Here is a 26,096-nt window from a genome sequence, read left to right on the forward strand (position 1 = left end):
TTCCCGCCCGGTCGGCAGGGCGTCGACGGGCGGACGTCGCTGCAGCCCGGATCGGCGTCCATCTCCGTGACGGTGCTGCAATTCGTATTGTCCCTGCGTATGCCGCGTCTCACTCGACGTTGCTGGAGCGGAGGCGCGATACTCACCCCCGCAGCACGGCGAACAGTCACCCCCGCGGGACACGTCGTCATTGCGTATCGTGGCGGGAACCACCACGATCGCTGTATCGCGTGCGCGTGCCCCCGCTCTCATAGGGCCCGCGGATAGAGCCCCTCCGCGTATCGCATCCTCCATACCCACCCCGAAAGGAACGCGTCATGCAGACCGTTACACTCAACAACGGCATCGAAATGCCGATCCTCGGATTTGGTGTCTACCAGGTCGGACCCGAAGAAACCGAAGCAGCCGTCACCGCTGCAATCGCAGCCGGGTACCGCCTCATTGACACCGCGGCCGCCTACGGCAACGAAGCCGCCGTTGGCGCAGCGATCGCACAGTCCGGCGTTCCCCGTGATGAACTCTTCATCACCACAAAACTGTGGGTGCAGGATGCCCCCGCCGAAGAGAACACGGCGAGAGCGTGTGATGCCTCGCTTCGTGCACTCGGTCTCGATTACGTCGATCTGTTCCTGATCCACCAGCCGTTCGGCGACTATTACGGACAGTGGCGCGCGATGGAGAAGATCAACCGAGCGGGCGGCGCGCGCGCTATCGGTGTCTCGAACTTCACTTCCGACCGCCTGATCGACCTGATTCTCAACAATGAGATCACACCGGCCGTCAATCAGATCGAGACCAACCCGTTCCACCAGCGCGACGAAGAGCAGGGTGTGTGTGTCGCCGAGGGTGTGCAGATGGAATCCTGGGGTCCGTTTGCAGAGGGCAAGAACGGACTCTTCACCAATGATCTGCTTGCAGGGATCGGCGAGAAGCACCGCAAATCGGTCGCCCAGGTGGTCCTGCGCTGGATGATCCAGCGCAACGTCGTGGTGATTCCGAAATCCGTCAACCCCGGGCGGATGGCGCAGAACCTCGACGTGTTCGATTTCGAACTCAGCGCCGGTGACATGGAGCAGATCAGCACACTCGACGAGGGGAAATCGCAGTTCTTCGACCATCAGGACCCGGAGATGGTGCGCTGGCTCGCATCGCGGCGCCTGGGGAACTGATGCACAACGCAGGAGTCCGCCCCTCGCTGCGGTGCTCAGTGCGGTGACGATGTCGTCAGTGGGCGCGTGCGTGCCGCCTCGAAGGGACATGCGCGCTCACTCACGCTTCAATGATCGATACTCGTCGAGATCCAAGGTGGGATACGTGCGGCGTCGTCTTCGACGCCAACTGTGGGACCTTCATGCACTGCTGCCGCTCCGACGGCGAGCATTCTGCCCCACCGAGGGTCATGGTCCCACTCGACATCGTCAGGCGGTCATGGCGATGATCCTTTCGATGATGAGTGCGAGGCCGAGGCAAATCATGACAATGCCGGAGGCGGCACCGACGATCTTGGCGGCCCGGGGGAGACGAGTCAGCACGACTGCGGCCCCGTAGCCGACTGCGAAGTACACGATCGCGCAGTTGAGGACGTGCAGGATGCCGAGCATGACGATCTGCATCCCGACCGGCCACGAGGCATCGGCGTCGGTGAATTGTGGGAGCAGGGCGAGGAACAGGAGGAAGACCTTGGGGTTGAGCAGGCTGATCCCGATGCCCTTGGCGAGCAACCGCGCTTGCCCGGACGGAGCGCTCTGCGCGTCCACGTCTGGCGCGGGGGGATTCCTCAGGGCAGAGATGCCGAGCCACATCAGATAGGCCGCGCCGACTGAGGTCAGGATGGTCATCGCGACTTCTGAGGTGGCGAGCAGCGCCGCAACCCCCGCGGCGACGATGATCGTGGCCGCCAGGTGCCCGACAAGCATCCCAGAGACCGCGGGCATCACTCCCGCCCGGTGTCGAAGCCCCGTCGCAATCGCGTACGCCCAGTCCACCCCGGGGGTGAGGACGAACAGCATCGACACCCCCCAGAACGCCACCATCAATCCGATATCCATCAGCCATTTCCTCCCAGCATTTCCACCGACGGGAGAAGATTATGCGAGTTCACGTGCAAAGGGTTCCGATACATGTTGCATATGTCGTCACTTTGGTGAAGAATATCGACTATGGATGCGATTGACCGGGAGATTCTCTCTGTGCTCCAGGGGGACGGGCGGGCGACGATGACCGAGGTGGCTCAGCGGGTCGGGCTGAGCCTGTCGGCCTGCCACCGGCGCTTCCGTGACCTGGAGAACGCCGGCGTGATCCGCGGGTTCAGCGTCGACCTCGATCTCGATCTGCTCGGGATCCCATTCGAGGCGCTCGTGTTCGTGAACATGCAAGCCGGTGACGGCACCTCGGTTGCAGCGTTCGAAGAGGCCGTCGCGCAGATCCCGAGTATCGTCCAGGCCCATCGGCTTTTTGGGGAGCCCGATTACCAGCTCTACGTTGCCGCGCGCTCAAAGCAGCACTACCAGGAGCTCTACGATCAGCAGCTCTCACAGCTGCCGGGAGTGCAACGGCTGACCTCGACGCTGGTGATGAAGACCGTTGTCGCTCACCACGCACCTATATGACCCGGACTCGAGTGAAGAACAAACGTGACAGTTGGAGCCTGATTCAGCGCACATCGATCTGCTGACTGAGAGAGTATGTCCACGTCACCGGAGCTGCGTGCTCGTCGCTGCCGAACGGCAGACTTTCATCCGCGTCGACACCCCGGAGGAGGCACCCTCATGATGGAATCACATGAACTGCAACGCCTGTACCTCGACCTGACCACTCCGCATGTCGTCGACGCGATCATGCGTCTCGGCCTCCCGGTGAGGCAGGCGCCCGCGTCCGTGACGGCGCTCTGGGAGGACACGCACCTCGTCGGGCGCGTACTCCCGGCCCGGCACACGGGGAGCGTCGACGTGTTCCTCGAAGCGATCGAACACTCCGAGCCGGGTGACGTGCTCGTCGTCGACAATGGCGGCCGTGACGACGAAGCCTGCGTCGGGGACCTCGTGACGTTGGAAGCAGCCCAGGCCGGATTGGCAGGGATCATCATCTGGGGCCTGCACCGCGATTCCCGCGAGCTGCGCGCTATACGTCTACCCGTGTACAGCCAGGGCGCGCTCCCCGCAGGTCCGCGCCGGCTCGACCCGCAACCCGCCGACGCGATCACGGTGGCTCGAGTCGGGCAGCACACGGCCACTCAAGAGGATGTTGTGTTCGGGGACGACGACGGCGTCCTGTTCCTGCCCCTCGAACACGCGGCCGACATTGCCGCGACCGCAGCCGCAATCCGCGATACTGAACGCCGCCAAGCAGCACTCATGCGCACGGGCCGGAGCCTTCGCGAACAGGCCCGGTTCTCCGACTTCCTGACCGCCCGCGAAGTCGACGGCATCACCTTCCGCGAGCACCTGCGTGCCATCGGCGGTGAGATCGAGGAATAGCCCTCGGCCTTTCCAGTGCGGCGGAGCAGGCGTCGTGTTCTGTGTTCTGGAGATTCGGGCGAGCTCGATGCGGAGCTCGATGCGGAGCTGGAACGGCTGGAGGCGGCGCTCGAGGAGCTCAGCGAGGACAAGGGGTAGGGCCGCGGCAGGGGAACCCTGAAGCGTATCGAATCCTCCTACAGCGTGGATGGTCCGCCGACTGAGAGCTGTATGACCACGCATGTCGCGAAGTCACCGAGTCCTGCAACTATGCCTGCGGTGGCCCGCCAGCGTGAACGCCATCTGGAGGGTGTATCTCCGAGTCGGGAGCGAGATCCCCAGCCAGCCATGTCGGGAGGAGCGGCAGGATGGCGGAAGTGAATTCCCGCTTGTCACGCCCGGCTGGTTGCGCCAACCAGCCCAGCATTGCGTGCAGGATGCCTCCGGCGATGAAGTCGCTGATCGTCCTGAGCGTATTCGATGGCAGATCCGGCTGTTCGTCGCGGATGACGTTGTCGAGGTTGCTCGCCACCTGTGCGCTCAGGTGTTCGTGCAGCCGCTCCTCGGCCGACGTCGAAGGCCGGCCCAAGAGGAAGTCGCGTTTGCTCTCCAAGGCCTCCAGGAGTTCTGTCACCGCTTGGATGGTCAGCGCGGAGCGGGGGCTGGATGAGCCTCTCCTGCGTTCCCTGTCTCGTCTGCTGATCTCGTCGATGATCCCGTCCATGACGAAGACGAACACGTCGTCCACAGCGGAGAAGTGAACGTAGAACGTGCTTCGACCGATGCCCGCCTGATCGCAGAGTCCCGCGACCGAGGGGAACGTGCCTTGCTCGAGCAGTTCCTCGAGCGCCTCGACGATCTTCTGTCTCGTGGCGGCGGCGCGGGGGTCCAGCGTGACGGCTCGCTCGAGTCGACGCGTTGCTTGCTTCGAATCCGTCATGACTCAATCATGCCCTGAAAGACTTCATAGCCATCTGTCTATGAACGGGAGTAGCCTCGTAGGTGCGCGCAACGCTGCCGGTCGTCGATCCCTCGGCTTGCGGCAGTCGCGTATGAATTCATCAACACCATCGTGTGAAGGAGCAGCAATGAAGGCAGCAGTAGTCCGTACATTCGGCGGAGGGTTCCACACGGAAGAGGTGACCCTCGCGAAGCCCGTGGGCCGGGAGGTCCTCGTTCAGGTCAAGGCGTCTGGCCTGTGCCACAGCGACGAGCTCGCTCAGTCCACGAACCTGGGATTCGATGTCCCGGTCGTGTTCGGCCACGAGGTTTCCGGCATCGTGACGGCCATCGGCGACGGGGTCGGCGACATCGCTGTGGGCGACCACGTCGTGGGATGCCTGGTGCAGTACTGCGGAGCCTGCCTCCAGTGCCTGACCGGGAATGTCAACCTCTGCCTCCACCCCGAGGCTACGCTCCGTGATGAGCGCATCGCTGACAGTGAGGGGCGCCCACTCAACCAGGGCATGGGCCTGGGCGGGTTCGCAGAATACGCACTCATCCACGAGAACCAGCTCGCGAAGGTCCCCGACGCGATGCCATTCCCGCAGGCCGCGCTGCTCGGCTGCGGCGTGGTCACAGGAGCCGGTGCCGTCATGAACACTGCCAACGTGCAGCCCGGGCAGACGGTGGCCATCATCGGCACCGGAGGCGTCGGGACCAATGCGATCAGCGGCGCCGTCATTGCCGGCGCGAGCAAGATCATCGCGATCGATGTTGCCGATGACAAGCTCGCCAACGCGCGCCACTTCGGAGCGACCGACACCGTGAACTCTCGCGAGGTCGATGCGGTGCAGGCCGTCAAAGACGCCACCGGCGGCCTGGGCGCGGACTTCGTCTTTGATTTCGTGGGAGCTCCCGGTGTCACGCGTTCCGGGTTCGACATGCTCGCCCAGGGTGGAGGTCTCTATCTCATCGGAGTGCTCGATCCCGCCAACAGCATCGAGGTGTCCTCCTTCGAGCTCCTCGGCGGACGCAAGCGCATCGAGGGCGTGTACATGGGTTCGACGAACCCGAAGCGTGACATCCCGATGATCGCGGAACTCTACCTCCAGGGTCGCTACAAGCTCGACGAACTGGTGTCGAAGGAAATCTCGCTCGACGAGGTCCAAGAAGGGTATGCCTCACTGAGCGATCCCAAGATCAACCGCGTGGTCATTACCTCGTTCTAACCAGGATGGTCGGCGTCCTTCATGCCTTGTACGCGGTATTGGGCGCCGACCTGTGGGGGCACACGCTGGTCCATGAGTGACCACTTGTGTCGTCCGAACGCCGCCCGCAGGTCGCGCACCCGCGCTCCCTCCGGCGGGTTCAGGCACAGCGACACGAGCGCGTCCGACGCCTCCGCACCCATCGCCGGCCGGAGCAGGTCGTCGGTCTTCTCCCGCAGACCCGCGTCGCCGAGCGGCTGCTCCGCCGAGCCGAGCGCGTGGCGCACCGTGCGGGTGCGCGCGGTGCCGTCGGCCGCCACCACGGTGACCGTCGCGGGGTAGCCGGGGCCGGGATCCCGTGCCAGCTCCGGATCGTGCGACAGTGACACGCGGCCCACGGTCCGGCGGATGACGGCGTCCTCCACCAGTTCGCGGAGCGGGGTGCGGCCGAGACCACGGAGCCCGGGAACCCCGTGCGCCACGGCCAACGCGACCAGAAACGGCACGGCGAACTGCGCCTCGCCCAGGTCGACCGGTCGCCGTTCGTCGAGCCCGACGGTTGCGAGCGGTAACCCGATGCGGATCTCGGTGTCGCCCTCCGCGGAGAGCTCCCCCATATCCACGAGGGCGAGCACCGCGTCGAGCGCGGCGTGGGCCGCGCGGCAGCACGGGTAGGGCTTCTGGTAGGTCTCGAGCACGGCGAACGGCGCGCCGGCCGCGAAGAGACCGGCCGCGAACAGACCGTGTGTTGCATCGAAGAGGGTGGGGCCGGCGGGCGTCACGACGCGTGATTCCTCGAGCGCGGGCGCGAGCCCGGCGGCGGCGAGCTCCGACGTACCGACCGCGGTGGCGGCGGCCCATCCGGTCGACTCGCGCGCCCCGCCGGAGATGAACGATGACACCGGTGCGTGCGCGGCGGCGAGACGGATCGTCGCCGCGACGAGACTGGCGCGGTCGCTCGGCGGGGCGGGGAGGTCGGGATCCGCAGCCCCGAACACGGCTGCATCGTCGTCGCCGAGACGCCCCGGCAGCGGGATCACGGCACTGACCGCCGCCGCCCCGCCGATCGCCGCGGCGAATCCGCTCGTGCGGTAGTCGTGCCCGGAGTGCGCGGGTGAGGCGAGCGCCCCGGCCGTGACCGCGATCTCGCACCCGATCACGAATGCAGCGCGCAGCTGCGTGAGCGGCAGGTCATTCGGGGCGGTCGCGAGCAGCGCCGCAGCCACCGTGGTCCCGGCGTGGATCCCGCCGCCGCGTACGTGCCCGTCGTCGTAGTCGAGGGCATTGCCGGCGGTCGCCCACACGAAGGCGGCCCACTCGGCCGACGCGCTCCCCGGCACGATGCCGAGCGGGACCGGCCCTGGCCGACGGTCGGCCGCGGCGATCGCGGCTCGGGCGACCCGGGTGCCGACACCCCCGACGGTCACCGCCAGCGCATCGACCAGGGCGCGCCGTGACCACGCATCGACGTCGGGCGGCAGGCCGTCGCCGAGCAGACGGGCTGCCACCGCCCCGAGATCCGCCGGTGCGGTCACGCCGCGCCCAGGAGCGGCCGCGCCTCCAGGAGCGCGCGCGTGTAGGGGTGCTGCGGAGCGCCGTAGACCGACTCCACGGGTCCCGACTCGACCACGGCCCCGTTCTGCAGCACGATCACGTCATCGCAGAGCTGGGCGATCACCCCGAGATCGTGCGACACGAAGACGATGCTGAGCCCGCGCGAGCGTTGCAGATCACCGAGCAGCTCGAGGATCTGCGCCTGGATCACCACGTCGAGGGCGGAGACCGCCTCGTCGCAGAACAGCACCTCCGGCTCCGCCGCGAGCGCACGCGCGATGGCGACGCGCTGGCGTTGTCCCCCCGACAGCTGCAGGGGGTGGCGATCGAGCACGGTGCGCGGCAGCGACACCGCGTCGAGCACCTCGGCGATCCGCCCCTCCCGCTCGGCAGCCGGGCAGCGCCCGAGGGCCTCGCCGATCACCTGCCGCACGTCGAAGCGCGGGTTGAAGGCGCTCAGGGGATCCTGCGCCACAAGTTGCAGCCGCGGTCGGCGCTCACGTCGCTGGGTCTCCGGGATCCCGCTCCACGGCGCACCGTCCAACTGCACGCTGCCCGCACTCGGCTCCTGCAGTGCGAGCAGCACCCGCAGGAGCGTGCTCTTGCCGGATCCCGATTCGCCGACAATCCCGAGCGCACGACCGCGCCGTACCTCGAGCGACACGTCGTCGAGGCCGATTCGCGGGGCGTCGTGCCCGGGAGTGCGGTACTCGACGCGCAGTCCGTCCGCGACGAGCACGGCCGCACCGGCAGACGAGCCTTGCGCACTCGCAGCGGGCCGATCCTGACCGTCCACCGGCCCCTCGGCCGGAGACCCGGCACCGTCCCCGGGAACGGCCGCGATCAGCGCTCGGGTGTACGCGTGCTTCGGGTGGGACAGGACCTCCGCGGGGGCGCCCTGCTCCACGACCTCTCCACCGCGCATCACGAGTACGCGGTCGGCGATTTCCGCGACCACCGCGAGATCGTGGCTGATGAGCACGAGTCCGAGGCCCGCGCGCCGTTTCTCGCGCAACAGGTCGATGACCTGGCGCTGCACGGTGACGTCGAGCGCCGTCGTGGGCTCGTCCGCGATGAGCACCCCGGGGTCGCCGGCGACGGCGGTCGCGATGAGGGCGCGCTGCCGCTGGCCGCCCGAGAGCTGGTGGGCGTACTGGCGCGACCGGCTCTCGGCGTCGGGCAGCCCCGCTTGCGCGAGCCGCTGCACCACCTCCGCCCGCCGCGCCGCGCGCGTGCGCGGCCGAGTACCGGCCCGCATGGCCTCGGAGACCTCCTGCCCGATCGTGCGGAGCGGATCGAGCGAGACGAGCGCGTCCTGGAGCACCAGCCCCACTTCGCCTCCGCGCACCGCTCGCCAGTCGCGATCCCGGAACCCCCGCGCGTCGCGACCGGCGACCTCGAGCCGCTCGGCCACCACCCGGGTGTCTCGAGGTAGGAGGCCGAGCAGCGCGCGCCCGACCGTGGTCTTGCCCGATCCCGACTCGCCGACGAGCGCGACGCACTCACCCGGGCGCACGTCGAAGGAGACCCCCGAGACTGCGGTCACCGGGCCCTGCTCGGTCGCGTAGGCGACGGTGAGGTCGCGAACGCTGAGAAGCGTCGCAGCGCGCGGTGTGGCCGAGGCATCCGAAGCCGCCGCGGGATCCGGAGCCGACGAAGCGTGTGCGTGAGCGGTCATGCGACCAGCCTCCGTTCGAGCCGGCGCTGCAGGTAGCGCCCGAGCGTGGTGCAGGCAAGGATCGTGACGACGATCGACACCCCGGGGAACACCGTGGGCCACCAGCCGTAGGCGGCGACCGAGCGGCCCTCGGCGAGCAGCGAACCCCACTCGGGAGCCGGCCGCTCCGGGCCGAGCCCGACGAACGAGATGCCGGAGACCGTGAGGATCGCGACGCCCACCTCAATCGCGGCGAGCAGCAGCACGGAGGTGAAGACGTTCGGCAGCACGTGCCGCAGCACGATGCGCACCCGGCTCTCACCGAAGGTGACCGCGGCTGTGACGAAGTCGGAACCGCGAATGGCGAGCGCCTGACGCCGGATGATCCTGCCGAACGCCGGGATGATCGCGATACCGACGGCGAGCGTGAGATTCAGCGTGCCCCGCCCGAAGAAGGTGGCAAAGAGGAGCGCCATCAGGATCGAGGGGAACGCCGAGAGCAGGTCGAAGATCCGGCTCAGCACCTCGTCGACGACCGTGCCGCCGAGCGCGGCGAGGAGCCCGAGCGCTCCGCCCACGATCACGGCGAAGACGACGGCGAGCACGCCGATCACGACCGAGTAGCGCGCGCCGTGCACGACGCGTGCGTACAGGTCGCGCCCCAGCTCGTCCGTGCCGAACCAGTGCTCCGCACTCGGGGGCAGGAGCGACAGGAGCGGGTCTGTCGCGTTCGGATCACCGGCACCGAGCGCCGCGGGAAGGGTGATGGCGAGCACGAGCACGAGCACCACGGCGAGGGACGCCCACACGGCAGCCGGCAGGGCGCCGAGCATGCGGCGGGGGCGCCGGGTGCCAGAGGGTTGGGGGAGCCCCGGGGACAACGCGTCGCCTCCGGAGGCGCCGAGATGGATGGTCATGCGGACTCCTTCCGCAGCCGCGGATCGATCGCGAGGGCGATCAGATCGACGACGGTCGAGATCACCACGTACGCCGTGGTGATGAGCACGACGACCGCGAGGATCACCGGGGTGTCCTGCGCACCGACCGCGCTCAGGGCGACGCGGCCGAGACCCGGCCGTCCGAACACGGTCTCGACGATGACGGCCCCGCCGATTAGGGAACCGAAGAGGGTGCCGGCGACGGTGAGGGTCGTGACCGCGGCGTGCGGCACGAGGTGGACGTTGCGCAGCCGGAACTCGCTGATGCCCCGACTGCGAGCACTCACGATGTACGGCATGCGCAGCTGCCGACCGATCTCCTCCCGCATGAACTGCGAGAGCACCCCCGCGAGCGGCAGGAGCAGCGTGATGGTCGGCAGCACGAGCGCGCTGAGGCCGTCGGCGCCGGATGCCGGGAAGAGCTTGATCCCGAATGAGAACCACATGATCAGCAGCGATCCGACCCAGAAGGTCGGCAGGCAGATCGCGAGCAGTTCGGCGAGCGAGAGCGCCCGCTCCGACCGCGCCGACCCGCCCGAGGTCGTCACGGCGACGATCCACACGACGAGCAGGGCGCTCAACAGCGCCGCTCCGGCCAGCTGCAGCGTCGGTCCGAGCTGGGAGAAGACCACGTCAGAGACATCGGCCCGCAGCACGTACGAGCGACCGAAGTCGCCCGTGATCACGCGCCCGAGATACGCGAAGTACTGCAGGATCACGGGCTCGTCGAGACCGAGGCTCGCCCGGACCTGCTCGCGCAGCCCCGGCTCGTTCGCGTGGATCCCGAGCACGACGTCCTCCACCGATCCCGGCATCGCGCGAATGCCGACGAACGTCACGGTGATGGCCGCCCACAGCACGACGACGGCCCCTGCGCAGCGTCGGAGGACGCCGCGCAGGAGCACGCTGCCGGTCGAGGAACCGCTCATTCGGAGGCGGCCACCCAGACGCCGTAGTTGCCGTCGGGGTTGGCGCTCGAGTAGTCGAAGCCGAGCCCGCCGACGGAGGTGCGCGCTGCGATCTGGAAGGTCGACTCGGCCACGGGCACGAAGATCGCCTCGTCGATCACGAGCTCCTGCTGCACCGTGCGGAGCGCGGCGGAGCGATCCTCGGGGGTGAGTGCGGTCGCGGCTGCCGTGGCGGCGTCGATCGCACCGGTCGGCTGGTAGTCGGTCGCCGCGAAGAAGAACCCGCCCCACACGCCGATCACGTTGTTCGCGTAGTCGACCTTGCCGAACGATCCCGGGTAGACCGACCAGGTGCCGTCCGCGATGTCGGCGGAGACCTCGGCCCAGGTCGGGGTGGTGAAGTCGACCTCGATGCCGACGTTCTTCGCGGCCTGATCCTGCACCGCCTCGATCACGGTGTCGCGCGAGTCGCGCACCGAGTCCGAGTCGTACGTGACGGACAGGGTGAGGCGCTCGCCGTCCTTGGTGCGGAAGCCCTCGTCGTCGCGCTCATCCCAGCCGGCGGCGTCGAGCTGGGCGTTCGCGCCGTCGGGATTGTTACCCCAGGCGTCGACGAGCGACTCGTCGAACTCGGGGCTGTCGCTGCCGACGTAGCTGTAGGCGCGCGCGACTTCACCCCGATACACGGACTCGACGATCGCGTCGACGTCGAAGCTGTCGCGGAATGCTTGGCGCAGCGCCGGATCGTCCCACGGGGCGTTGGCGGCGTCGGCATTGATGGTGAACCCGAACGGCATGGACGTGCTCGGTCCGTTGAGGTACTGCAGCTCGGCGTTCCCTTCGATGCCCGCCACGTCGAGCGCGGGGATGCCGGAGATGGCGTCGACCTGGCCCGATTCGAGCGCGCCGATCCGCACCGAGTCCTCGGGCATGAACTTGTAGGTTACGGACTCCAGGTACGCGGGGCCGCCGTGATCGAGCGACTCCGGAGCGGAGGTGTAGTCGTCGTTGCGGGTCAGCGCGAGCTGGTCGCCGCGGGTGTAGTCGCCCAGCACGAATGGGCCCGTGCCGGCGAGTCCGGAGTCGATCGCGCAGAGCTCGTCGCCGAGGGCCACGCCCTCGGGCGAGACGATGCCGAGTGCGACGCTCGACAGCGAATCGAGCAGCGATGAGTCGGGGGCGGAGAGGGTGATGGTGAGGACCTGGCCGTCGGCTGCGATGTCGGCGACGGAGCCGAGCAGGCCGGCGTAGGTCGAGCCGTTGGCTGCGTCGCGGGTGAAGTCGAGGTTGGTCTTCACGGCCGCGGCGTCGAGGGCGGCGCCGTCGGTGAAGGTGACGTCGGAGGCGAGGGTGAAGGTGTACTCGGTACCGTCCTCGGAGACCTCCCACGACTCGGCGAGCCACGGGGTGAAGCTGCCGTCCTCCTCCTGATAGACGAGCGAGTCGACGTAGTTGCGGATCACCGCGCGGTCGGAGAGCAGCTGGTGGAAGGCGGGGGCGAAGCACGACGGCTCGGCGGCAATGGCCCAGGTCAGGGTGCCGCCCTCGACGGGATCGCCGGCACCGGCGGCCGAGGATCCCCCGGGCGCGCAGGCACTGAGCAGGAGCGTGGCGGCCAGCGCAGCGGCGCCGGTGGCCGCGGTGATCGTGGTTCTGGTGGTCATGGTGGTTCCTCTGGGAGTGGGTGGTCGGCGGGGGATCGGCTAGAAGCCGACGGTGAAGGTCTTGCCGGTCTCGATGCCGGCGACGGAGCGGAGGTAGGTCTCGGCGACGAGGCGCGCGGGTATCGGAGTGTGCCCGGGGAGCGGGTTCGGGCCGCCGATCTTGTCGATCGATTCCAGCAAGATGCTGGGGCTGATCGAGTTGATGCGGCGGTCCTGGTCGAGCTCCGCAGCGAGGGCGACGACGAACGCGTCGAGGCCGCCGTTCACCACTGCGGCGGTGATGCCGCCGCGCCACGGGATGCGAGACATGATGCCCGACACGAGGGTGATCGATCCGCCCGGTCGCAGCGTGGCGAGCGACTGGAGTGCGATGTCGATCTGGGAGGTGAGCTTGCCGGCGATCGACGTGTGGACGTGCGCGAGTTCCAGATCCGGTAGCGCCGCGAGGGCGAGGTCACCGACGGTGACGGCGACCGCATCGACCGGACCGGTTGCCGCGAGCACCGCTGCGACCGAGGCGGGGTCGGTGATGTCGATGCGGTGATCCGCGGTGCCGGGGGTGGTCGAGTAGTCGGCGGTGACGAGCTCGTGGCCCGCCTCCGCGAGCACCTCGCGGACCGCGGATCCGACCGTACCGGTGACGCCGATGATGAGGACGCGGCTCATGCGCTCGCTCCGATCGTGTGGAGGTCCGCGGTGAACCAGTCGACGCAGGATCCCGCCGAGATCGTGGCGAGCAGGTCCGCGGGTACTTCGATGTCGCGCTCGTCGAGGTGCTTCTGCGTGACCACGCGGTGCCGGATCCGCCAGCCGTCCGCCCCCCGAGTCCAGTCGTCGGCGTAGAGCGAACCGCCGTGCGAGCGGTGCAGCGTGCCCTCCTGGTCCGTCGTCTGCAGGGTGAGGTGGAGCACCTCGGACACACTCCGAGCGGTGTCGCCGTCGACGGTAATGAGCGTGTTCGTGATGAGATGCTGGCCCGACACCCGGGTGCGGTTGTACTGCTGCAGGAAGCCGCGCAGCTCGGCGGGCCCGAGCGGCGGTATCGGCAGGCCGCGCAGCTCGATCACGGCGTCGGGGGCGAAGACCCCGTCGAAGAGGTGCCACGCGTTTTGGTCCTGCGCTTGCGCGTAGGCGTGGAGGGCGTCGTCGATCTCGGCGCGATCGACGAGGTCGGTCAGGGTGAAGGTCATGGGGTGCTTTCGGGTCAGAGGCCGGCGCTCACCGGATTGCGCGCGGCGCCGGCGAGGAGTGCGATGCGGTCGGGGGTCAGTTCGGCCTCGGTCAGGTCGTCGTTCTTGCGCACGAGCACGCGGTGGCGGATCAGCCAGTCGTCGCCGTGCCGCTCGAAGTCGTCGACCTGCAGGCCCCCGGAGACCTGCGTGCGCACGCGACGGTCATCGGCGTCTGCGCTCGCGCGCTCGGCGTTGACGGCGAGGAACTCGGTGACGACTCTCGCGGCGAGGGGCCGTGGGGTGAGGGTGGCAGGTGCCGCGGCGGGATCGGCCGCTTCCGCGGCGGGATCGGCCGCCGCGAAGACGATGCGGGTATTGGCGAGGTGGTGCTGGCCGGAGAGCCGGATGTCGTCGAACGCCCCCGAGAGCAGCTCGACGAAGCGGTCGACGCTCACGGATCCCTCGATCCAGCCCGGGACCGCCACGGTGGCACCGGGCGCGAAGGCGCTGCGAAAGACGTCCCACTGCCGCTGATCCACGCCCTGCGCGTAACGGCGCAGGCTGCGGTGGATCGCGGCCCGGTCGACGAGGGCGCGGGTGCGATCCGCGTCGGTCGTCGGGGAGGGGGTGCTCATGGTGGTCCGTTTCGTGAGGTGCGGGTGCCGAGTGGTGTGGTGCGGGTCAGCGCGCCAGGTGCCACTTCGCGGCGGACGGGCCGGTGAGCGGTTCGGAGATCGAGACGAAGCGGTTGACGAACCGTCCGTCGACCGCCTCCGCGATCGCGAACCTCGCGAGATCCGACACGGGGATGCGCGAGGTGTCGTCGAACTCCACCTGCTCGAAGACCCCGAACGGGCGACCTCCCTGCCCCGGGTAGATCAGGGGATTGCGGATCACCGTGAAGTCGATCGGATCGGCGCGGTGATCCTCGATGAAGGCCTCCATATCGTCCTTGTCCTTCACGCGCTTGCCCACCCAGTCCCGCAGCTGCACGACGTAGGGTGATCCGTCGTTGCTGCTGCCCGAGCCGTGGGTGCTCATGACGACGAGTCGACGGATACCGTGCTTCGGCAGGTGGCGGTACAGGTGCTGCGTGGAGACGAAGCAGACGTCGACGTCGAGCGAATCGTCGATCGCTGCCTTGCTGTGCCCGGACTCGGGTCGGCCCAGGCTGCAGATGACCGCGTCATGTCCGGGGACGAGCCCGGCGATCACGGCCTCTTCGGTCGCGTCGCCGACGACGACGGAGAGGGCGTCGTGGGTGACGTCCAGCGCTTCCGGGCGACGCACGAGCGCTGTCACCTGGTGGCCCTGGAAGAGCGCCTGGCGCACGATCTCCTGACCGGTCGCGCCGGTGGCTCCGAGAACGGCGATACGCATGACGATCCTTCCTGTGCGCCGCCGACCGGGGAGACGGCGGCGCGAGTTATGCAACATAATGTCTCAGAGATTATGAAACCTTATTTGATCCATAACCACCAAATCAGTTCGTAGTCCGCGAGTCACACAGCGCAACACAGCGGTTCGTGCGCCACCGGATCGGCTTCGCGGTCCGGAATCCGAGCCCCTGCGGCGCAGGATCCCGCCCCTCGCCGTGTGCCAAGATGGGCGGGTGGCCGAGATCACTCTGGAGACTGACCCGCGCATCGTTCGCTCGCGTCGCAGCGTGATCGAGGCGACCGCCGAGGTGCTCGCGACCGAGGGGCTGATCGGCCTCACCCACCAGAACATCGCGCGGCGCTCGGGGGTCTCGAGGGCGACCATCTATCGGCACTGGCCGACGCGCGAAGACCTGGTCGTGGTGCTGCTGGAGAGCTTCAGCATGCCCCACTTCTTGCCCTCCTCCGGCACCGCCCGACAGAAGCTGCAGCGCAACATCGGGGTGCAGCTCGATGCGCTGCTCGATCCGCACTATCGCGCCGTCTACCTCACCGCGCAGAGTGTCGCCGACTTGCCCGCGGTCAAGGAGCGTCTCCGTGTGATCAACATCGATCGGGTCGAGAGCCTGCGGCGGTTGCTCGAACCGGAGTACCGGCTCGCCGACGCGGAGCAGGTGACCGACGTGCTCGCGCTGCTGATCGGGCCGCTCCTCCAGTACGCAACATTCGTCGGCGCGGTGAGCGAGCGGCTGACGTCGGCCATCATCGACGCGGTGGTGGAGTACCTCGACCGCTATTGCCGCGTCGACGACCCGGAGCCGCCCCCCGCCTCCTCGCTAGAGTCGTAGGGGCATGACGACCGAACGATGGGGGACCGCAGCATGATCGAGATTCTGAGCCCGAGCCAAGTCGATCGCGCGCGCGTCACCGGGCGGCTCGTCGGCGACATCCTCGATACGCTGCGCGACCGGTGCGAGGTGGGCACGAACCTGCTCGACATCGACCGGTGGGCGCAGGAGATGATCCTCGGCGCCGGCGCCACCTCCTGCTACGTCGACTACGCGCCGTCCTTCGGCCGCGGACCCTTCGGCCATTACATCTGCACCGCCGTGAACGATGCCGTGCTGCACGGTCTGCCCCACGATTACCGGCTCGCCGACGGCGACCTGCTCACCCTCGACCTCGCGGTCATCGTGGACGGGATCGCCGCCGACTCCGCCATCAGCTTCGTCGTGGGTTCGGGATCCGCCGCCGATCTCGCCATGATCGACACCACGGAGCGCGCGCTCGCCGCCGCCATCGCCGCGGCGCAGGTCGACCATAGGATCGGCGACATCTCCCGCGCCATCGGCACCGTGCTGTCGGGTGACGGCTACCCCATCAACATGCAGTTCGGCGGGCACGGGATCGGCACCACCATGCACCAGGATCCGCATGTGGCAAACGCCGGACGACCGGGCCGCGGCTACAAGCTGCGGCCGGGGCTGCTGCTCGCCATCGAACCGTGGGTGATGGCCGACACGGACGAGCTCATCACCGACGCCGACGGCTGGACACTCCGCAGTGCGACCGGGTGCCGCACGGCACACAGCGAGCACACCGTCGCGATCACGGCCGACGGGCCCGAGATCCTCACGCTGCCGTCGCGGTTGCGCTGATCCGCTTGCGGAGCGTTCGTTTCGACGCGCGCCCCTACGCCCGCAGCGGACGATCCGCCCCAACGTCGGCGGCCCGGTCTATCCTCCGAGTATGACTATGACCGGCGGACCCCAGGCGCGCGGCTCCCGCGTGTCCGCCGGCGACTCCGACCTGCAGCGCGAGATCAATGCCCAGGCGCCCGACATCCCGGGGCTCGGTCGCAGGATCGCGGCGCTCTTCCGGCCCTACCGCAAGCCGCTCGTCGTGATCGTCTCGCTGGTGCTGGTCTCGGCCGCGCTCGGGATCCTGCCCCCGCTCCTCACCGAGCGCGTCTTCGACGACGGGCTCTTCCCGCCGAGCGGCGGGCCGAACCTCCCGGTGCTCGCCTGGCTCGTCGCGGGCATGGTCGGGGCGTACGTCCTCTCCTCGGCGCTCGGGATCGTGCAGACGCTCTTCACCGCGCGCGTCGGCAACCGGGTGATGGGCGACCTGCGGGTGCGACTCTTCGCGCACCTGCAGTCCATGGAGCTCGGGTTCTTCACGCGCACCAAGACCGGCGTGATCCAGTCGCGCCTGCAGAACGACGTGGGCGGCGTCGCCAATGTGCTCACGAACACGGTATCGAACGTGATCGGCAACACCGTCACGGTGATCGCGGCCGGCGTCGCGATGCTGCTGCTCAGCTGGCAGCTCACGCTGATCGCCCTCGTGCTCATGCCGGTCATCGTGTTCGCGCAGCGCCGGGTGGGGCAGGTGCGCGCCAAGATCGCCGGTCGCACCCAGGAGTCGCTCTCGGAGATGACGGCGATCACCCAGGAGGCCCTCTCGGTCTCGGGGGTGCTCCTCGCGAAGACCTTCTCCCGGCAGCACGACGAGACCGCGCGCTACGCGAGCGAGAACCGCACGCAGGTCGAGCTGCAGGTGCGGCAGACCATGAGCGGGCAGGTGTTCTTCGGCCTCGTCAACATCTTCATGTCGGCGATCCCGGCCATCGTCTACCTCGTGTCGGGCTGGCTGATCGCGCAGGGTCAGGGGCAGGGCTTCGATCCCGGCATCACGGCCGGCACCATCGTCGCCTTCACCACGGTGCAGGCCCGTCTGCTGTTCCCGCTGATGGCGCTCATGCGCGTCGCCCTCGATCTCCAGACCTCGAAGGCGCTCTTCGCCCGCATCTTCGAATACCTCGACCTGCAGCCGCTCATCGTCGACGCCGCCGACGCCCGCGATCCCTCGACGGCCCCAGGTGCGGAGGGGCGCGTCGAGTTCCGCGACGTCCGTTTCGCCTACCCTGACAGCGGCCCCGAAGACCGGCCGACCATCGACGGCGTCTCGTTTGTCGTCGAGCCGGGGGAGTTCGTCGCGTTCGTGGGCGCCTCGGGATCGGGCAAGACGACGATCGGCTCGCTGATCCCGCGCCTGTACGACGCGACCGCGGGGAGCGTACGGTACGGCGATGACGACGTCCGGGAGCTGCGGCAGGACGCGCTCATGGACCGCATCGGCGTCGTGACGCAGGAGCCGTACCTCTTCCACGCCTCGATCGCCGCGAATCTGCGCTACGCGAAGCCCGACGCGAGCGACGCAGAGCTCGAGGCGGCGGCGCGGCTCGCGAACATCCACGACACGATCGTCTCCTTCGCAGAGGGCTACGACACGGTCGTCGGGGAGCGCGGGTACCGCCTGTCGGGCGGCGAGAAGCAGCGCATCGCGATCGCGCGGGTGCTGCTCAAGAACCCGCGGGTGCTCGTGCTCGACGAGGCGACCAGCGCGCTCGACACCGTGAACGAGCGCATCGTGCAGCGCGCGCTCGACGGGGCGCGGAGCGGCCGCACGACGATCGCGATCGCGCACCGCCTGTCGACGGTAATCGAGGCCGACCGCATCTACGTGGTGGGCGCGGGGCGCATCCTCGAGCAGGGGACTCACGCGGAGCTGCTCGCGCTCGAGGGCCCGTACGCGGAGCTCTACGCCCAGCAGCACTAGGGCTCCTTGCGCACAGGGGTGCCGGGCGCGTAGCGGCCGCGATCCCGAACCCGCGCCCGAGCGATCCCGCACCCCTGCCCCTCGGAGTGTGAGCGATTTCTGTTGTGGAACACGCGATTCTCAACAGAAATCGCTCACACGGGGGTGGGGGAGGGGCTGCGGAGCGCAGGTTCTGCGGAAATCGAGGCACCCCGAACGTGGAATAATCGCGATGTGCGTTCAATCACCCAGTCCCGGAAACTGAGCGGGGTGCGCTACGACGTCCGCGGCCCGATCCTGCAGGAGGCCGAGCGCCTCGAGCGTGAGGGCCACGCGATCCTCAAGCTCAATATCGGCAATCCCGCCCCGTTCGGCTTCGAGGCACCCCCGGAGATCGTCGAGGCGCTGCGCCTCGCGCTCCCCGCGGCGCAGGGCTACAGCGACTCCCGCGGCATCCTCCCGGCGCGCGAGGCCGTCTCCCGGTTCTACGCGGATGAGGGCGTGCCCGGGATCCACCCCGACGACGTCATCATCGGCAACGGGGTGAGCGAGATGATCTCGCTCGTGCTCCAGGCGCTCGTGGACGATGGCGACGAGATCCTCGTCCCCTCGCCCGACTACCCGCTGTGGACCGCGCAGGTCACCCTGTCGGGCGGCCGCGCCGTGCACTACCCGTGCGACGAGTCGAACGGGTGGATGCCCGATCTCGAGGCGATCGAGGCGCTCGTGACCCCTCGCACCAAGGGCATCGTGCTCATCAACCCCAACAACCCGACGGGCGCCGTCTCGTCCGCGGAGCTGGTGCGCGGGTTCGCGTCCCTCGCCGAGCGCCACGGACTCGTGCTCATGTCGGACGAGATCTACGAGAAGATTCTCTATGACGGCGCGGCGCACGAGCACGCGGCGCGGCACGTCGCCGACACGCTCTGCCTCACGTTCAGCGGCCTGTCGAAGGCGCAGCGGGTGGCGGGCTACCGCGCGGGATGGGTGGCGATCTCGGGCAACCGTGAGCGCGCGACGGACTTTCTCGAGGGACTCACGCTGCTCGCCAACATGCGCATGTGCGCGAACGTCCCCGCCCAGCACGCGATCCCCGTGGCCCTTGCGCCGGAGTCTCGCGGCTCGGGGATCGGTGAACTGTGCGCGCCGGGCGGACGCTTGCGAGAGCAGCGCGACGTGGCGCACGCGCTGCTGACGTCGATCCCGGGTGTGACCTGCGAGCTGCCGGGAGGCGCGATGTACCTCTTCCCGCGGCTCGATCCGGAACAGTTCCCGATCATCGACGACCAGGCCTTCGTAATCGATCTGCTGCGCGCGACGCACGTGCTGGTGACGAACGGGCGCGGGTTCAATCTCGCGACGCCGGATCACCTCCGGTTCGTGACGCTGCCGTCCGTCCCGGTGCTGACCGAGGCGATCGGCCGGATCGCCGAGTACCTCGACACCGTGCGGGTGCGGTGAGGCGCGCATGAGCGTTCGGGTGCTTGCGGTCGGAAAGAAGCATGAATCGTGGGTCAGCGACGGGATCCAGCGGTACGAGAAGCGCCTGCGAAAGCCCTTCGAGGTGTCCTGGCAGTTGCTGCCGCACTCCTCGCGGGAGGGTGAGGCGGCGCGGGCCGAGGAGTCGGAGCGGATTCTCTCGCGGGTGGATCGCGACCAGTTCCTGGTGCTGCTCGATGAGCGCGGGCGCAACGTCGATTCGCCGACGCTCGCGCAGCGGCTGCAGGGCGCGTTCGATGCCGGCCGCACCGTGACCGTCGTGATCGGCGGTGCGTATGGGGTCGATGACCGGGTGCGGGATCGCGCCGACTTCGTGTGGAGTTTGTCGCAGCTCGTGTTTCCGCATCAGCTCGTCCGCCTGATCCTCGCCGAGCAGCTCTACCGGGCGCAGGAGATCGCGGGCAACCGGCCGTACCACCACGTGTAGAGGGGTGCGGGTGCGCCTCGTCGACACCCCATCAATGTCCGAGGTCCCCGTTACCCTTCCGACATGAACCCCTTTCGACTCACGACCCGCCTGCAGGCACCGGCGCGCTCGGTGCGCCGCATGGACGAGCGTGAGCCCGGCGTCGCTATCGCGGTGCCGTGGCGGATCGTGACCCGCTCGGCCTCCGGGGTCATCGAGGTGGAGCACCAAGGAGCCTCGCCGCTGCACTCCGTGCGATTCGCGCTCGCGGGCAGCGGCATGCTGGGGCTCTCGCTTCCGCGCACGGTGTACCCGGGCGAGCGAGTGCGGGTGGTGCTCCGCGGTGGTCACGCGGAGCAGACGATGCGCGCCGCTGACACGATGCTGATGATGCGCTGGTTCCAGCCCGACGGAACGGAGATGCTGTGGCCGATCGCCGTCTGAGCACCCCCTCACGCGACACGCCGGGGAGGGGCTGTGGAGGAAAATTCTTCCCCACCCAACAGCCTGTGGATAACCCCCTCAGGAGGGCGGAACTCCGCCGAAAGTTGTCCCCAGGTCGGCCGCCGTGACGGTGGAATTCGAGTGGAAAACTACATTCATGTAACTACTGCATGTTGTGGTCGCCCCGGGTATGATTCACTATATGTAGTGCCTCGGGCGAGGTGCGGCAGTTTTGAGAGAAGGGCGTGAAATGGCCATCACGGTGTACACCAAACCGTCTTGCGTGCAGTGCACGGCGACGTACCGGGCGCTCGACAGCAAGGGCATCGAGTACAACGTGCTCGACCTGTCTGAGGACGCCACGGCGCTGCAGACGGTGAAGGGGCTCGGGTACCTCCAGGCTCCCGTCGTGGTGACTGAGGACGAGCACTGGTCGGGCTTCCGCCCGGACAAGATCTCGGAGCTCGCGAGCCGCCTGGCCGACTAGTCCGAACCGTGTCGCAGTGCCGTGTGCTGCGACACCCGGGGCCGCGGTTCGCGGCCCCGCCCCGGAGCAACGCACGTCCCGCAGTCGATTTCGAGGCGCTTCGCCCTCGAAAACGGATGCGGGCGTTCTGTACCCCGAGTTGATAGGGGAAGGAGGAGCGATCGTGATGACGGACCTGGTGTACTTCTCCAGTGTGTCTGAGAACACCCATCGCTTCGTGCAGAAGCTCGATCGTCCTGCCCTGCGGATCCCGATCCGCGCGAGCGACGATCCGCTGGTCGTGGACGAGCCGTTTGTGCTCCTCGTTCCCACCTATGGCGGAGGTCCGGAAACGCGCGCGGTCCCGAAGCAGGTCATCCGATTCCTCAACGACGAGCGCAATCGAACCCAGCTGCGGGGCGTCATCGCGGCGGGCAACACCAATTTCGGTGACGCCTACGGCATTGCGGGCGACATCATTGCGCGCAAGTGCCAGGTGCCCCACCTCTACCGATTTGAACTCTTTGGAACCCCGGACGACGTCACCGCCGTCCAAGAAGGATTGGAACAGTTTTGGAAGCAGCAGTGATGGAGCCGGGTCTCGACTCTTCGAAGGTCAGCGACATGGATTACCACGCGCTGAACGCGATGCTCAATCTGTACGACGCCGATGGCAAGATCCAGTTCGACAAGGATCGTGAGGCGGCGCGGCAGTACTTCCTGCAGCACGTGAATCAGAACATGGTGTTCTTCCATAACTTCGAGGAGCGCATGCGCTACCTCATCGACAACGACTACTACGAGCGCGAGCTCATCGACCAGTACCCGATGTCGTTCATCGAGCACCTCCGCGACGAGGCGTACGCGATGAAGTTCCGCTTCCCGACGTTCCTCGGCGCGTTCAAGTTCTTCACCTCCTACGCGCTGAAGACCTTCGACGGCAAGCGCTACCTCGAGCGCTTCGAGGATCGTGTGGTGATGGTCGCGCTCGGCCTCGCACAGGGCGATCAGGAGCTCGCGCGCGGTCTCGTCCGCGAGATCATCTCGGGCCGTTTCCAGCCGGCGACCCCGACGTTCCTCAACCTCGGCAAGGCGCAGCGCGGCGAGCTCGTCTCGTGCTTCCTGCTGCGCATCGAGGACAACATGGAGTCGATCTCGCGCGGCATCAACTCCTCGCTCCAGCTCTCGAAGCGCGGCGGCGGCGTGGCGCTCTCCCTCTCCAACATCCGCGAGACCGGGGCCCCGATCAAGAAGATCGAGAACCAGTCCTCCGGCATCATCCCCGTGATGAAGCTGCTCGAGGACAGCTTCAGCTACGCGAACCAGCTCGGTGCGCGCCAGGGCGCCGGAGCGGTGTACCTCTCGGCCCACCACCCCGACATCATGCGGTTCCTCGACACGAAGCGTGAGAACGCGGACGAGAAGATCCGGATCAAGACCCTCTCGCTCGGCGTCGTGATCCCGGACATCACCTTCGAGCTCGCGAAGAAGGGCGAGGACATGTACCTGTTCTCCCCCTACGACGTGGAGCGCGTGTACGGGGTGCCCTTCGGAGATCTCTCCATCTCGGAGAAGTACCACGAGATGGTCGACGATGCGCGCATCAAGAAGACCAAGATCAACGCGCGGCACTTCTTCCAGACGATCGCCGAGCTGCAGTTCGAGTCGGGCTACCCGTACATCGTGTTCGAGGACACGGTGAACCGGGAGAACCCGATCAAGGGCCGGATCAACATGTCGAATCTCTGCTCGGAGATCCTGCAGGTCAACACCCCGACCACCTACAACGAGGACCTGAGCTACAACGAGATCGGCAAGGACATCTCGTGCAACCTCGGCTCGATGAACATCGCCATGATGATGGACGGCGGCAACTTCGGCGGCAGCGTCGACCTCGCGATCCGCGCCCTCAGCGCGGTCAGCGACATGAGCCACATCACGTCGGTGCGCTCGATCGAGGACGGCAACGACCAGTCGCACGCCATCGGTCTCGGCCAGATGAACCTGCACGGCTACCTCGCTCGTGAGCGGGTGCACTACGGCAGCGAAGAGGGCATCGACTTCACGAACATCTACTTCTACACGGTGCTGTTCCACGCGATCCGGGCTTCCAACCACATCGCGATCGAGCGGAAGGTCACCTTCGGCGGCTTCGAGGATTCGAAGTACGCCTCGGGCGAGTTCTTCGACAAGTACACCGATCAGGTGTGGGAGCCGGCGACGGCGCGGGTGCGCGAGATGTTCGCCGAGTCCGGCGTCGAGATCCCGACCCAGGAGGACTGGCGCGCGCTCAAGGCCAGCGTTATGGAGCACGGGATCTACAACCAGAACCTGCAGGCGGTGCCGCCCACCGGCTCCATCTCGTACATCAACAACTCGACCTCGTCGATCCACCCGATCGCCTCGAAGATCGAGATCCGCAAGGAGGGCAAGCTCGGGCGCGTGTACTACCCGGCGCCGTTCCTCACGAACGACAACCTCGAGTACTACGAGGACGCGTACGAGATCGGGCCCGAGAAGATCATCGACACCTACGCGGCCGCGACGCAGCACGTCGACCAGGGGCTGTCGCTGACGCTGTTCTTCAAGGACACCGCCACCACGCGCGACATCAACCGGGCGCAGATCTACGCGTGGCGCAAGGGGATCAAGACGATCTACTACATCCGCCTGCGTCAGCTCGCGCTCGAAGGCACCGACATGACGGAGTGCGTCAGCTGCATGCTGTAGCACCCCGCCCGAGTCAGCACCGATACCGAAAAAGGAACCGATGAACTTCAAGCTGGGACACGCAGTTCAAGCGATCAACTGGAACCGGATCCAGGACGACAAGGACCTCGAGGTCTGGAACCGCTTGGTGAACAACTTCTGGCTGCCCGAAAAGGTGCCGCTGTCGAACGATGTGCAGTCGTGGGCGACGCTCACGCCCGAGGAGCAGCTGCTCACCATGCGCGTGTTCACCGGTCTGACGCTGCTCGACACGATCCAGGGCACGGTCGGTGCCGTGTCGCTGATCCCGGACGCGATCACCCCGCACGAAGAGGCGGTCTACACGAACATCGCGTTCATGGAGTCGGTGCACGCGAAGAGCTACTCGTCGATCTTCTCGACCCTGTGCTCGACGCAGGAGATCGACGACGCCTTCCGGTGGTCGGCCGAGAACCCGAATCTGCAAAAGAAGGCGCAGATCATCACCGACTACTACGAGGGTGATGACCCGCTGAAGCGCAAGATCGCGTCGACGCTGCTCGAGTCGTTCCTGTTCTACTCGGGCTTCTACCTGCCGATGTACTGGTCGAGCCACGCCAAGCTCACGAACACGGCCGACCTGATCCGCCTCATCATCCGCGATGAGGCCGTGCACGGCTACTACATCGGGTACAAGTTCCAGAAGGGGCTCGAGAAGGAGACCGAGGCGCGCCGCGAGGAGCTCAAGGACTACACGTTCTCGCTCATGTACGAACTGTACGAGAACGAGGTGCAGTACACGCAGGATCTGTACGACGGCGTCGGCCTGTCCGAGGACGTCAAGAAGTTCCTGCACTACAACGCGAACAAGGCGCTGATGAATCTCGGCTACGAGCCGATGTTCCCGAAGGAGATGACGGACGTCAACCCGGCGATCCTCTCCTCGCTGTCGCCGAACGCCGACGAGAACCATGACTTCTTCAGCGGTTCTGGATCCTCGTACGTCATCGGCAAGGCCGTCGCCACCGAAGACGAGGACTGGGACTTCTAGGCCGGCCGCTCACGCGGGTGTGACACGTCAGGCGGTGGGATTCACGTGAATCCCACCGCCTGAGCTGTGTGCACCGCGTGGGGTGTTCACTCGGTGCTGGGGGACCCCGGAGATGCGGTGCCGCTGGGCGAAGCGGGGGACGTGGGGGACGCGGGGGGCGCGGACCCCGGCGCGGTGCCGGAATCCACACCGCCACTCCCGCGCCTCTCACGAGGCATGCCCATGATGAAGCCGACGATCGCACCGATGGCGATCCCGACCCCGATACCCGCTCCGATCATGTTGCCGATCGACCCGACCAGGCCGCCGACGAGGCCGCCGACCAGGATGCCCGCAATGACCCAGGTCATTGAAGCGCTCAACAGTGGACTCTTCCGCTCGTTCTCGCTCATGCCTCCAGGCTAGCTCCGGCTCGGACAGGCGACCTCCGTCGCGAGGGGGAGATCTGGGCGGCGGCGCAGCGCCGGCGATTCACCGCTCGGCGGAGCCGCGTGCAGGCCCGCCGCGAGCTCAGGAGGGACGTGCGCGGCGAGGGTCCTCGCCGCCCCGCGCCGGCAATTCGGGACCCGTACTTTCCCAGCCTGTCCTCGATATGGTGGGAGCCATGACGCCGCGCATCCTGTTCCGCACGTTCGCCTTCGCCGAGATCGTGACGTGGGCAGGGCTCATCACCGCGATGATCCTGCGCGGCACCGGGGTCACCGACGCGATGGTCGGCCCGGCAGGGGGCGTGCACGGCTTCGTCTTCCTCGGCTACTGCGTGATCACGGTGTTCGTGTGGGTGAATCAGCGCTGGCGGCCGGTCACCGGGCTCCTCGGGCTCGCGTCTGCGATCGTCCCGTTCGCTACGCTGCCGTTCGAGCTCGTCGTCGATCGGCGCGGGCTCCTGGGCTCGACGTGGCGCCTCGGGCGGGGCGGCGACACCCCGCGCAATCTCATCGAGCGACTGCAGGCCTGGGTGCTGCGGCACCCGATCCTGTCGGTGCTGATGCTCGTGGTCGGCGTCAGTGTCGCGTTCACCGTGCTGCTGTGGTTGGGGCCCCCGGTGCCGCGCGACTAATCTC

27 protein-coding genes are annotated in these 26,096 nt (G+C 67.6%); 15 read left to right on the forward strand and 12 right to left on the reverse strand.

Annotated features, from left to right (window positions below; all coding sequences use genetic code 11):
• Positions 1 to 317: 317 nt before the first annotated feature.
• A complete protein-coding gene (locus MUN76_RS11700; RefSeq protein ID WP_244684872.1) occupies positions 318 to 1,169 on the forward strand; it encodes an aldo/keto reductase in 852 nt (283 codons plus the stop codon).
• A gap of 249 nt (positions 1,170 to 1,418) precedes the next feature.
• On the opposite strand, the gene MUN76_RS11705 is transcribed toward MUN76_RS11700, so the two are convergent.
• Positions 1,419 to 2,048 carry a LysE family translocator gene (locus tag MUN76_RS11705; RefSeq protein ID WP_244684874.1) on the reverse strand — a complete coding sequence of 210 codons (630 nt, stop codon included), beginning with the start codon at positions 2,046 to 2,048 and terminating at the stop codon, positions 1,419 to 1,421.
• A 111-nt stretch (positions 2,049 to 2,159) separates the two neighbouring features.
• Between MUN76_RS11705 and MUN76_RS11710 the strand changes: the two genes are divergently transcribed.
• Positions 2,160 to 2,609 (forward strand): Lrp/AsnC family transcriptional regulator, encoded by a 450-nt coding sequence (locus MUN76_RS11710; protein ID WP_244684876.1) that lies wholly within the window; start codon positions 2,160 to 2,162, stop codon positions 2,607 to 2,609.
• 159 nt (positions 2,610 to 2,768) lie between these two features.
• Positions 2,769 to 3,476, forward strand: coding sequence for an RraA family protein (locus MUN76_RS11715; RefSeq protein ID WP_244684878.1), 708 nt, complete (start codon positions 2,769 to 2,771; stop codon positions 3,474 to 3,476).
• A 247-nt stretch (positions 3,477 to 3,723) separates the two neighbouring features.
• Here MUN76_RS11715 and MUN76_RS11720 read toward each other — a convergent pair whose 3' ends face one another.
• Positions 3,724 to 4,395 carry a TetR/AcrR family transcriptional regulator gene (locus MUN76_RS11720; protein ID WP_244684880.1) on the reverse strand — a complete coding sequence of 224 codons (672 nt, stop codon included), beginning with the start codon at positions 4,393 to 4,395 and terminating at the stop codon, positions 3,724 to 3,726.
• A 148-nt stretch (positions 4,396 to 4,543) separates the two neighbouring features.
• Between MUN76_RS11720 and MUN76_RS11725 the strand changes: the two genes are divergently transcribed.
• Positions 4,544 to 5,626 carry a zinc-binding dehydrogenase gene (locus MUN76_RS11725; RefSeq protein ID WP_244684882.1) on the forward strand — a complete coding sequence of 361 codons (1,083 nt, stop codon included), beginning with the start codon at positions 4,544 to 4,546 and terminating at the stop codon, positions 5,624 to 5,626.
• On the opposite strand, the gene MUN76_RS11730 is transcribed toward MUN76_RS11725, so the two are convergent.
• Genes MUN76_RS11730 through MUN76_RS11770 form a run of 9 tightly spaced genes read right to left on the reverse strand, consistent with a single transcriptional unit; the run spans position 5,623 to position 14,878 of the window.
• A complete protein-coding gene (locus MUN76_RS11730; protein ID WP_244684884.1) occupies positions 5,623 to 7,140 on the reverse strand; it encodes an MmgE/PrpD family protein in 1,518 nt (505 codons plus the stop codon). The genes MUN76_RS11725 and MUN76_RS11730 overlap by 4 nt on opposite strands.
• Positions 7,137 to 8,837 (reverse strand): dipeptide ABC transporter ATP-binding protein, encoded by a 1,701-nt coding sequence (locus MUN76_RS11735; RefSeq protein ID WP_244684885.1) that lies wholly within the window; start codon positions 8,835 to 8,837, stop codon positions 7,137 to 7,139. Before MUN76_RS11735 ends, MUN76_RS11730 begins: the two co-directional genes overlap by 4 nt.
• Complete coding sequence (locus MUN76_RS11740; RefSeq protein WP_244684886.1) at positions 8,834 to 9,733, reverse strand: ABC transporter permease; 900 nt, start codon at positions 9,731 to 9,733, stop codon at positions 8,834 to 8,836. The genes MUN76_RS11735 and MUN76_RS11740 overlap by 4 nt, the downstream gene beginning before the upstream one ends.
• On the reverse strand, positions 9,730 to 10,683 hold the full coding sequence (locus tag MUN76_RS11745; RefSeq protein ID WP_244684887.1) for an ABC transporter permease: 954 nt from the start codon (positions 10,681 to 10,683) through the stop codon (positions 9,730 to 9,732). The genes MUN76_RS11740 and MUN76_RS11745 overlap by 4 nt, the downstream gene beginning before the upstream one ends.
• Positions 10,680 to 12,326 carry an ABC transporter substrate-binding protein gene (locus MUN76_RS11750; protein WP_244684888.1) on the reverse strand — a complete coding sequence of 549 codons (1,647 nt, stop codon included), beginning with the start codon at positions 12,324 to 12,326 and terminating at the stop codon, positions 10,680 to 10,682. Before MUN76_RS11750 ends, MUN76_RS11745 begins: the two co-directional genes overlap by 4 nt.
• A 39-nt stretch (positions 12,327 to 12,365) precedes the next feature.
• On the reverse strand, positions 12,366 to 12,992 hold the full coding sequence (locus MUN76_RS11755; RefSeq protein WP_244684889.1) for a short chain dehydrogenase: 627 nt from the start codon (positions 12,990 to 12,992) through the stop codon (positions 12,366 to 12,368).
• Positions 12,989 to 13,516: a nuclear transport factor 2 family protein gene (locus tag MUN76_RS11760; RefSeq protein ID WP_244684890.1), complete on the reverse strand. Its 528-nt coding sequence runs from the start codon at positions 13,514 to 13,516 to the stop codon at positions 12,989 to 12,991. The genes MUN76_RS11755 and MUN76_RS11760 overlap by 4 nt, the downstream gene beginning before the upstream one ends.
• 14 nt (positions 13,517 to 13,530) lie before the next feature.
• Positions 13,531 to 14,133 carry a nuclear transport factor 2 family protein gene (locus tag MUN76_RS11765; protein ID WP_244684891.1) on the reverse strand — a complete coding sequence of 201 codons (603 nt, stop codon included), beginning with the start codon at positions 14,131 to 14,133 and terminating at the stop codon, positions 13,531 to 13,533.
• Positions 14,134 to 14,179: 46 nt separating this feature from the next.
• Positions 14,180 to 14,878 carry an NAD(P)-dependent oxidoreductase gene (locus MUN76_RS11770; protein WP_244684893.1) on the reverse strand — a complete coding sequence of 233 codons (699 nt, stop codon included), beginning with the start codon at positions 14,876 to 14,878 and terminating at the stop codon, positions 14,180 to 14,182.
• 232 nt (positions 14,879 to 15,110) lie between these two features.
• On the opposite strand from MUN76_RS11770, the gene MUN76_RS11775 reads away from it, so the two are divergent.
• The 10 genes from MUN76_RS11775 (at position 15,111) to nrdF (ending at position 25,032) form a co-directional block, all read left to right on the forward strand.
• Positions 15,111 to 15,725 carry a TetR/AcrR family transcriptional regulator gene (locus MUN76_RS11775; RefSeq protein WP_244684895.1) on the forward strand — a complete coding sequence of 205 codons (615 nt, stop codon included), beginning with the start codon at positions 15,111 to 15,113 and terminating at the stop codon, positions 15,723 to 15,725.
• A 33-nt stretch (positions 15,726 to 15,758) separates the two neighbouring features.
• The gene (map, locus tag MUN76_RS11780; protein WP_244684897.1) at positions 15,759 to 16,535 is read left to right on the forward strand and encodes a type I methionyl aminopeptidase; all 777 of its coding nucleotides are present in this window, start codon (positions 15,759 to 15,761) and stop codon (positions 16,533 to 16,535) included.
• A 97-nt stretch (positions 16,536 to 16,632) separates the two neighbouring features.
• The gene (locus tag MUN76_RS11785; RefSeq protein ID WP_244688767.1) at positions 16,633 to 18,498 is read left to right on the forward strand and encodes an ABC transporter ATP-binding protein; all 1,866 of its coding nucleotides are present in this window, start codon (positions 16,633 to 16,635) and stop codon (positions 18,496 to 18,498) included.
• Between the two features lie 213 nt (positions 18,499 to 18,711).
• Positions 18,712 to 19,938 (forward strand): pyridoxal phosphate-dependent aminotransferase, encoded by a 1,227-nt coding sequence (locus MUN76_RS11790; protein ID WP_244684899.1) that lies wholly within the window; start codon positions 18,712 to 18,714, stop codon positions 19,936 to 19,938.
• A 7-nt stretch (positions 19,939 to 19,945) separates the two neighbouring features.
• Positions 19,946 to 20,404 (forward strand): 23S rRNA (pseudouridine(1915)-N(3))-methyltransferase RlmH, encoded by a 459-nt coding sequence (gene rlmH / locus MUN76_RS11795; protein ID WP_244684901.1) that lies wholly within the window; start codon positions 19,946 to 19,948, stop codon positions 20,402 to 20,404.
• Positions 20,405 to 20,467: 63 nt separating this feature from the next.
• Entirely contained in the window at positions 20,468 to 20,827 is a 360-nt protein-coding gene (locus MUN76_RS11800) for a hypothetical protein (protein WP_244684903.1), read from the forward strand.
• Between the two features lie 250 nt (positions 20,828 to 21,077).
• Positions 21,078 to 21,314: a glutaredoxin-like protein NrdH gene (gene nrdH, locus MUN76_RS11805; protein ID WP_244684905.1), complete on the forward strand. Its 237-nt coding sequence runs from the start codon at positions 21,078 to 21,080 to the stop codon at positions 21,312 to 21,314.
• A 166-nt stretch (positions 21,315 to 21,480) separates the two neighbouring features.
• Positions 21,481 to 21,882, forward strand: a complete 402-nt coding sequence (nrdI, locus tag MUN76_RS11810) for a class Ib ribonucleoside-diphosphate reductase assembly flavoprotein NrdI (protein ID WP_244688769.1) — start codon at positions 21,481 to 21,483, stop codon at positions 21,880 to 21,882.
• Complete coding sequence (gene nrdE, locus MUN76_RS11815) at positions 21,882 to 24,023, forward strand: class 1b ribonucleoside-diphosphate reductase subunit alpha (protein WP_244688771.1); 2,142 nt, start codon at positions 21,882 to 21,884, stop codon at positions 24,021 to 24,023. The genes nrdI and nrdE overlap by 1 nt, the downstream gene beginning before the upstream one ends.
• A 40-nt stretch (positions 24,024 to 24,063) precedes the next feature.
• A complete protein-coding gene (gene nrdF / locus MUN76_RS11820; protein ID WP_244684907.1) occupies positions 24,064 to 25,032 on the forward strand; it encodes a class 1b ribonucleoside-diphosphate reductase subunit beta in 969 nt (322 codons plus the stop codon).
• Between the two features lie 86 nt (positions 25,033 to 25,118).
• Here nrdF and MUN76_RS11825 read toward each other — a convergent pair whose 3' ends face one another.
• On the reverse strand, positions 25,119 to 25,424 hold the full coding sequence (locus tag MUN76_RS11825) for a hypothetical protein (RefSeq protein WP_244684909.1): 306 nt from the start codon (positions 25,422 to 25,424) through the stop codon (positions 25,119 to 25,121).
• A gap of 212 nt (positions 25,425 to 25,636) precedes the next feature.
• Here MUN76_RS11825 and MUN76_RS11830 point away from each other — a divergent pair, with 212 nt between their 5' ends.
• Positions 25,637 to 26,092, forward strand: coding sequence for a DUF3817 domain-containing protein (locus MUN76_RS11830; protein ID WP_244684910.1), 456 nt, complete (start codon positions 25,637 to 25,639; stop codon positions 26,090 to 26,092).
• Positions 26,093 to 26,096 lie beyond the last annotated feature (4 nt).

The organism is Leucobacter rhizosphaerae (genome assembly GCF_022919175.1).
Taxonomy (GTDB): domain Bacteria; phylum Actinomycetota; class Actinomycetes; order Actinomycetales; family Microbacteriaceae; genus Leucobacter; species Leucobacter rhizosphaerae.

Excerpts from the sequence above, each read along its gene's own strand:
- MUN76_RS11770 (WP_244684893.1), bottom strand. The coding sequence starts at position 14,878 with ATGCGTATCGCCGTTCTCGGAGCCACCGGCGCGACCGGTCAGGAGATC.
- MUN76_RS11755 (WP_244684889.1), bottom strand. The coding sequence starts at position 12,992 with ATGAGCCGCGTCCTCATCATCGGCGTCACCGGTACGGTCGGATCCGCG.
- MUN76_RS11705 (WP_244684874.1), bottom strand. The coding sequence starts at position 2,048 with ATGGATATCGGATTGATGGTGGCGTTCTGGGGGGTGTCGATGCTGTTC.
- MUN76_RS11745 (WP_244684887.1), bottom strand. The coding sequence starts at position 10,683 with ATGAGCGGTTCCTCGACCGGCAGCGTGCTCCTGCGCGGCGTCCTCCGA.
- map (WP_244684897.1), top strand. The coding sequence starts at position 15,759 with ATGATCGAGATTCTGAGCCCGAGCCAAGTCGATCGCGCGCGCGTCACC.
- MUN76_RS11725 (WP_244684882.1), top strand. The coding sequence starts at position 4,544 with ATGAAGGCAGCAGTAGTCCGTACATTCGGCGGAGGGTTCCACACGGAA.
- MUN76_RS11765 (WP_244684891.1), bottom strand. The coding sequence starts at position 14,133 with ATGAGCACCCCCTCCCCGACGACCGACGCGGATCGCACCCGCGCCCTC.
- MUN76_RS11735 (WP_244684885.1), bottom strand. The coding sequence starts at position 8,837 with ATGACCGCTCACGCACACGCTTCGTCGGCTCCGGATCCCGCGGCGGCT.
- MUN76_RS11720 (WP_244684880.1), bottom strand. The coding sequence starts at position 4,395 with ATGACGGATTCGAAGCAAGCAACGCGTCGACTCGAGCGAGCCGTCACG.
- nrdF (WP_244684907.1), top strand. The coding sequence starts at position 24,064 with ATGAACTTCAAGCTGGGACACGCAGTTCAAGCGATCAACTGGAACCGG.
- MUN76_RS11830 (WP_244684910.1), top strand. The coding sequence starts at position 25,637 with ATGACGCCGCGCATCCTGTTCCGCACGTTCGCCTTCGCCGAGATCGTG.
- MUN76_RS11800 (WP_244684903.1), top strand. The coding sequence starts at position 20,468 with ATGAACCCCTTTCGACTCACGACCCGCCTGCAGGCACCGGCGCGCTCG.
- MUN76_RS11825 (WP_244684909.1), bottom strand. The coding sequence starts at position 25,424 with ATGAGCGAGAACGAGCGGAAGAGTCCACTGTTGAGCGCTTCAATGACC.
- nrdI (WP_244688769.1), top strand. The coding sequence starts at position 21,481 with ATGACGGACCTGGTGTACTTCTCCAGTGTGTCTGAGAACACCCATCGC.
- MUN76_RS11710 (WP_244684876.1), top strand. The coding sequence starts at position 2,160 with ATGGATGCGATTGACCGGGAGATTCTCTCTGTGCTCCAGGGGGACGGG.
- rlmH (WP_244684901.1), top strand. The coding sequence starts at position 19,946 with ATGAGCGTTCGGGTGCTTGCGGTCGGAAAGAAGCATGAATCGTGGGTC.
- MUN76_RS11740 (WP_244684886.1), bottom strand. The coding sequence starts at position 9,733 with ATGACCATCCATCTCGGCGCCTCCGGAGGCGACGCGTTGTCCCCGGGG.
- MUN76_RS11700 (WP_244684872.1), top strand. The coding sequence starts at position 318 with ATGCAGACCGTTACACTCAACAACGGCATCGAAATGCCGATCCTCGGA.
- nrdH (WP_244684905.1), top strand. The coding sequence starts at position 21,078 with ATGGCCATCACGGTGTACACCAAACCGTCTTGCGTGCAGTGCACGGCG.
- nrdE (WP_244688771.1), top strand. The coding sequence starts at position 21,882 with ATGGAGCCGGGTCTCGACTCTTCGAAGGTCAGCGACATGGATTACCAC.
- MUN76_RS11785 (WP_244688767.1), top strand. The coding sequence starts at position 16,633 with ATGACCGGCGGACCCCAGGCGCGCGGCTCCCGCGTGTCCGCCGGCGAC.
- MUN76_RS11750 (WP_244684888.1), bottom strand. The coding sequence starts at position 12,326 with ATGACCACCAGAACCACGATCACCGCGGCCACCGGCGCCGCTGCGCTG.
- MUN76_RS11760 (WP_244684890.1), bottom strand. The coding sequence starts at position 13,516 with ATGACCTTCACCCTGACCGACCTCGTCGATCGCGCCGAGATCGACGAC.
- MUN76_RS11715 (WP_244684878.1), top strand. The coding sequence starts at position 2,769 with ATGATGGAATCACATGAACTGCAACGCCTGTACCTCGACCTGACCACT.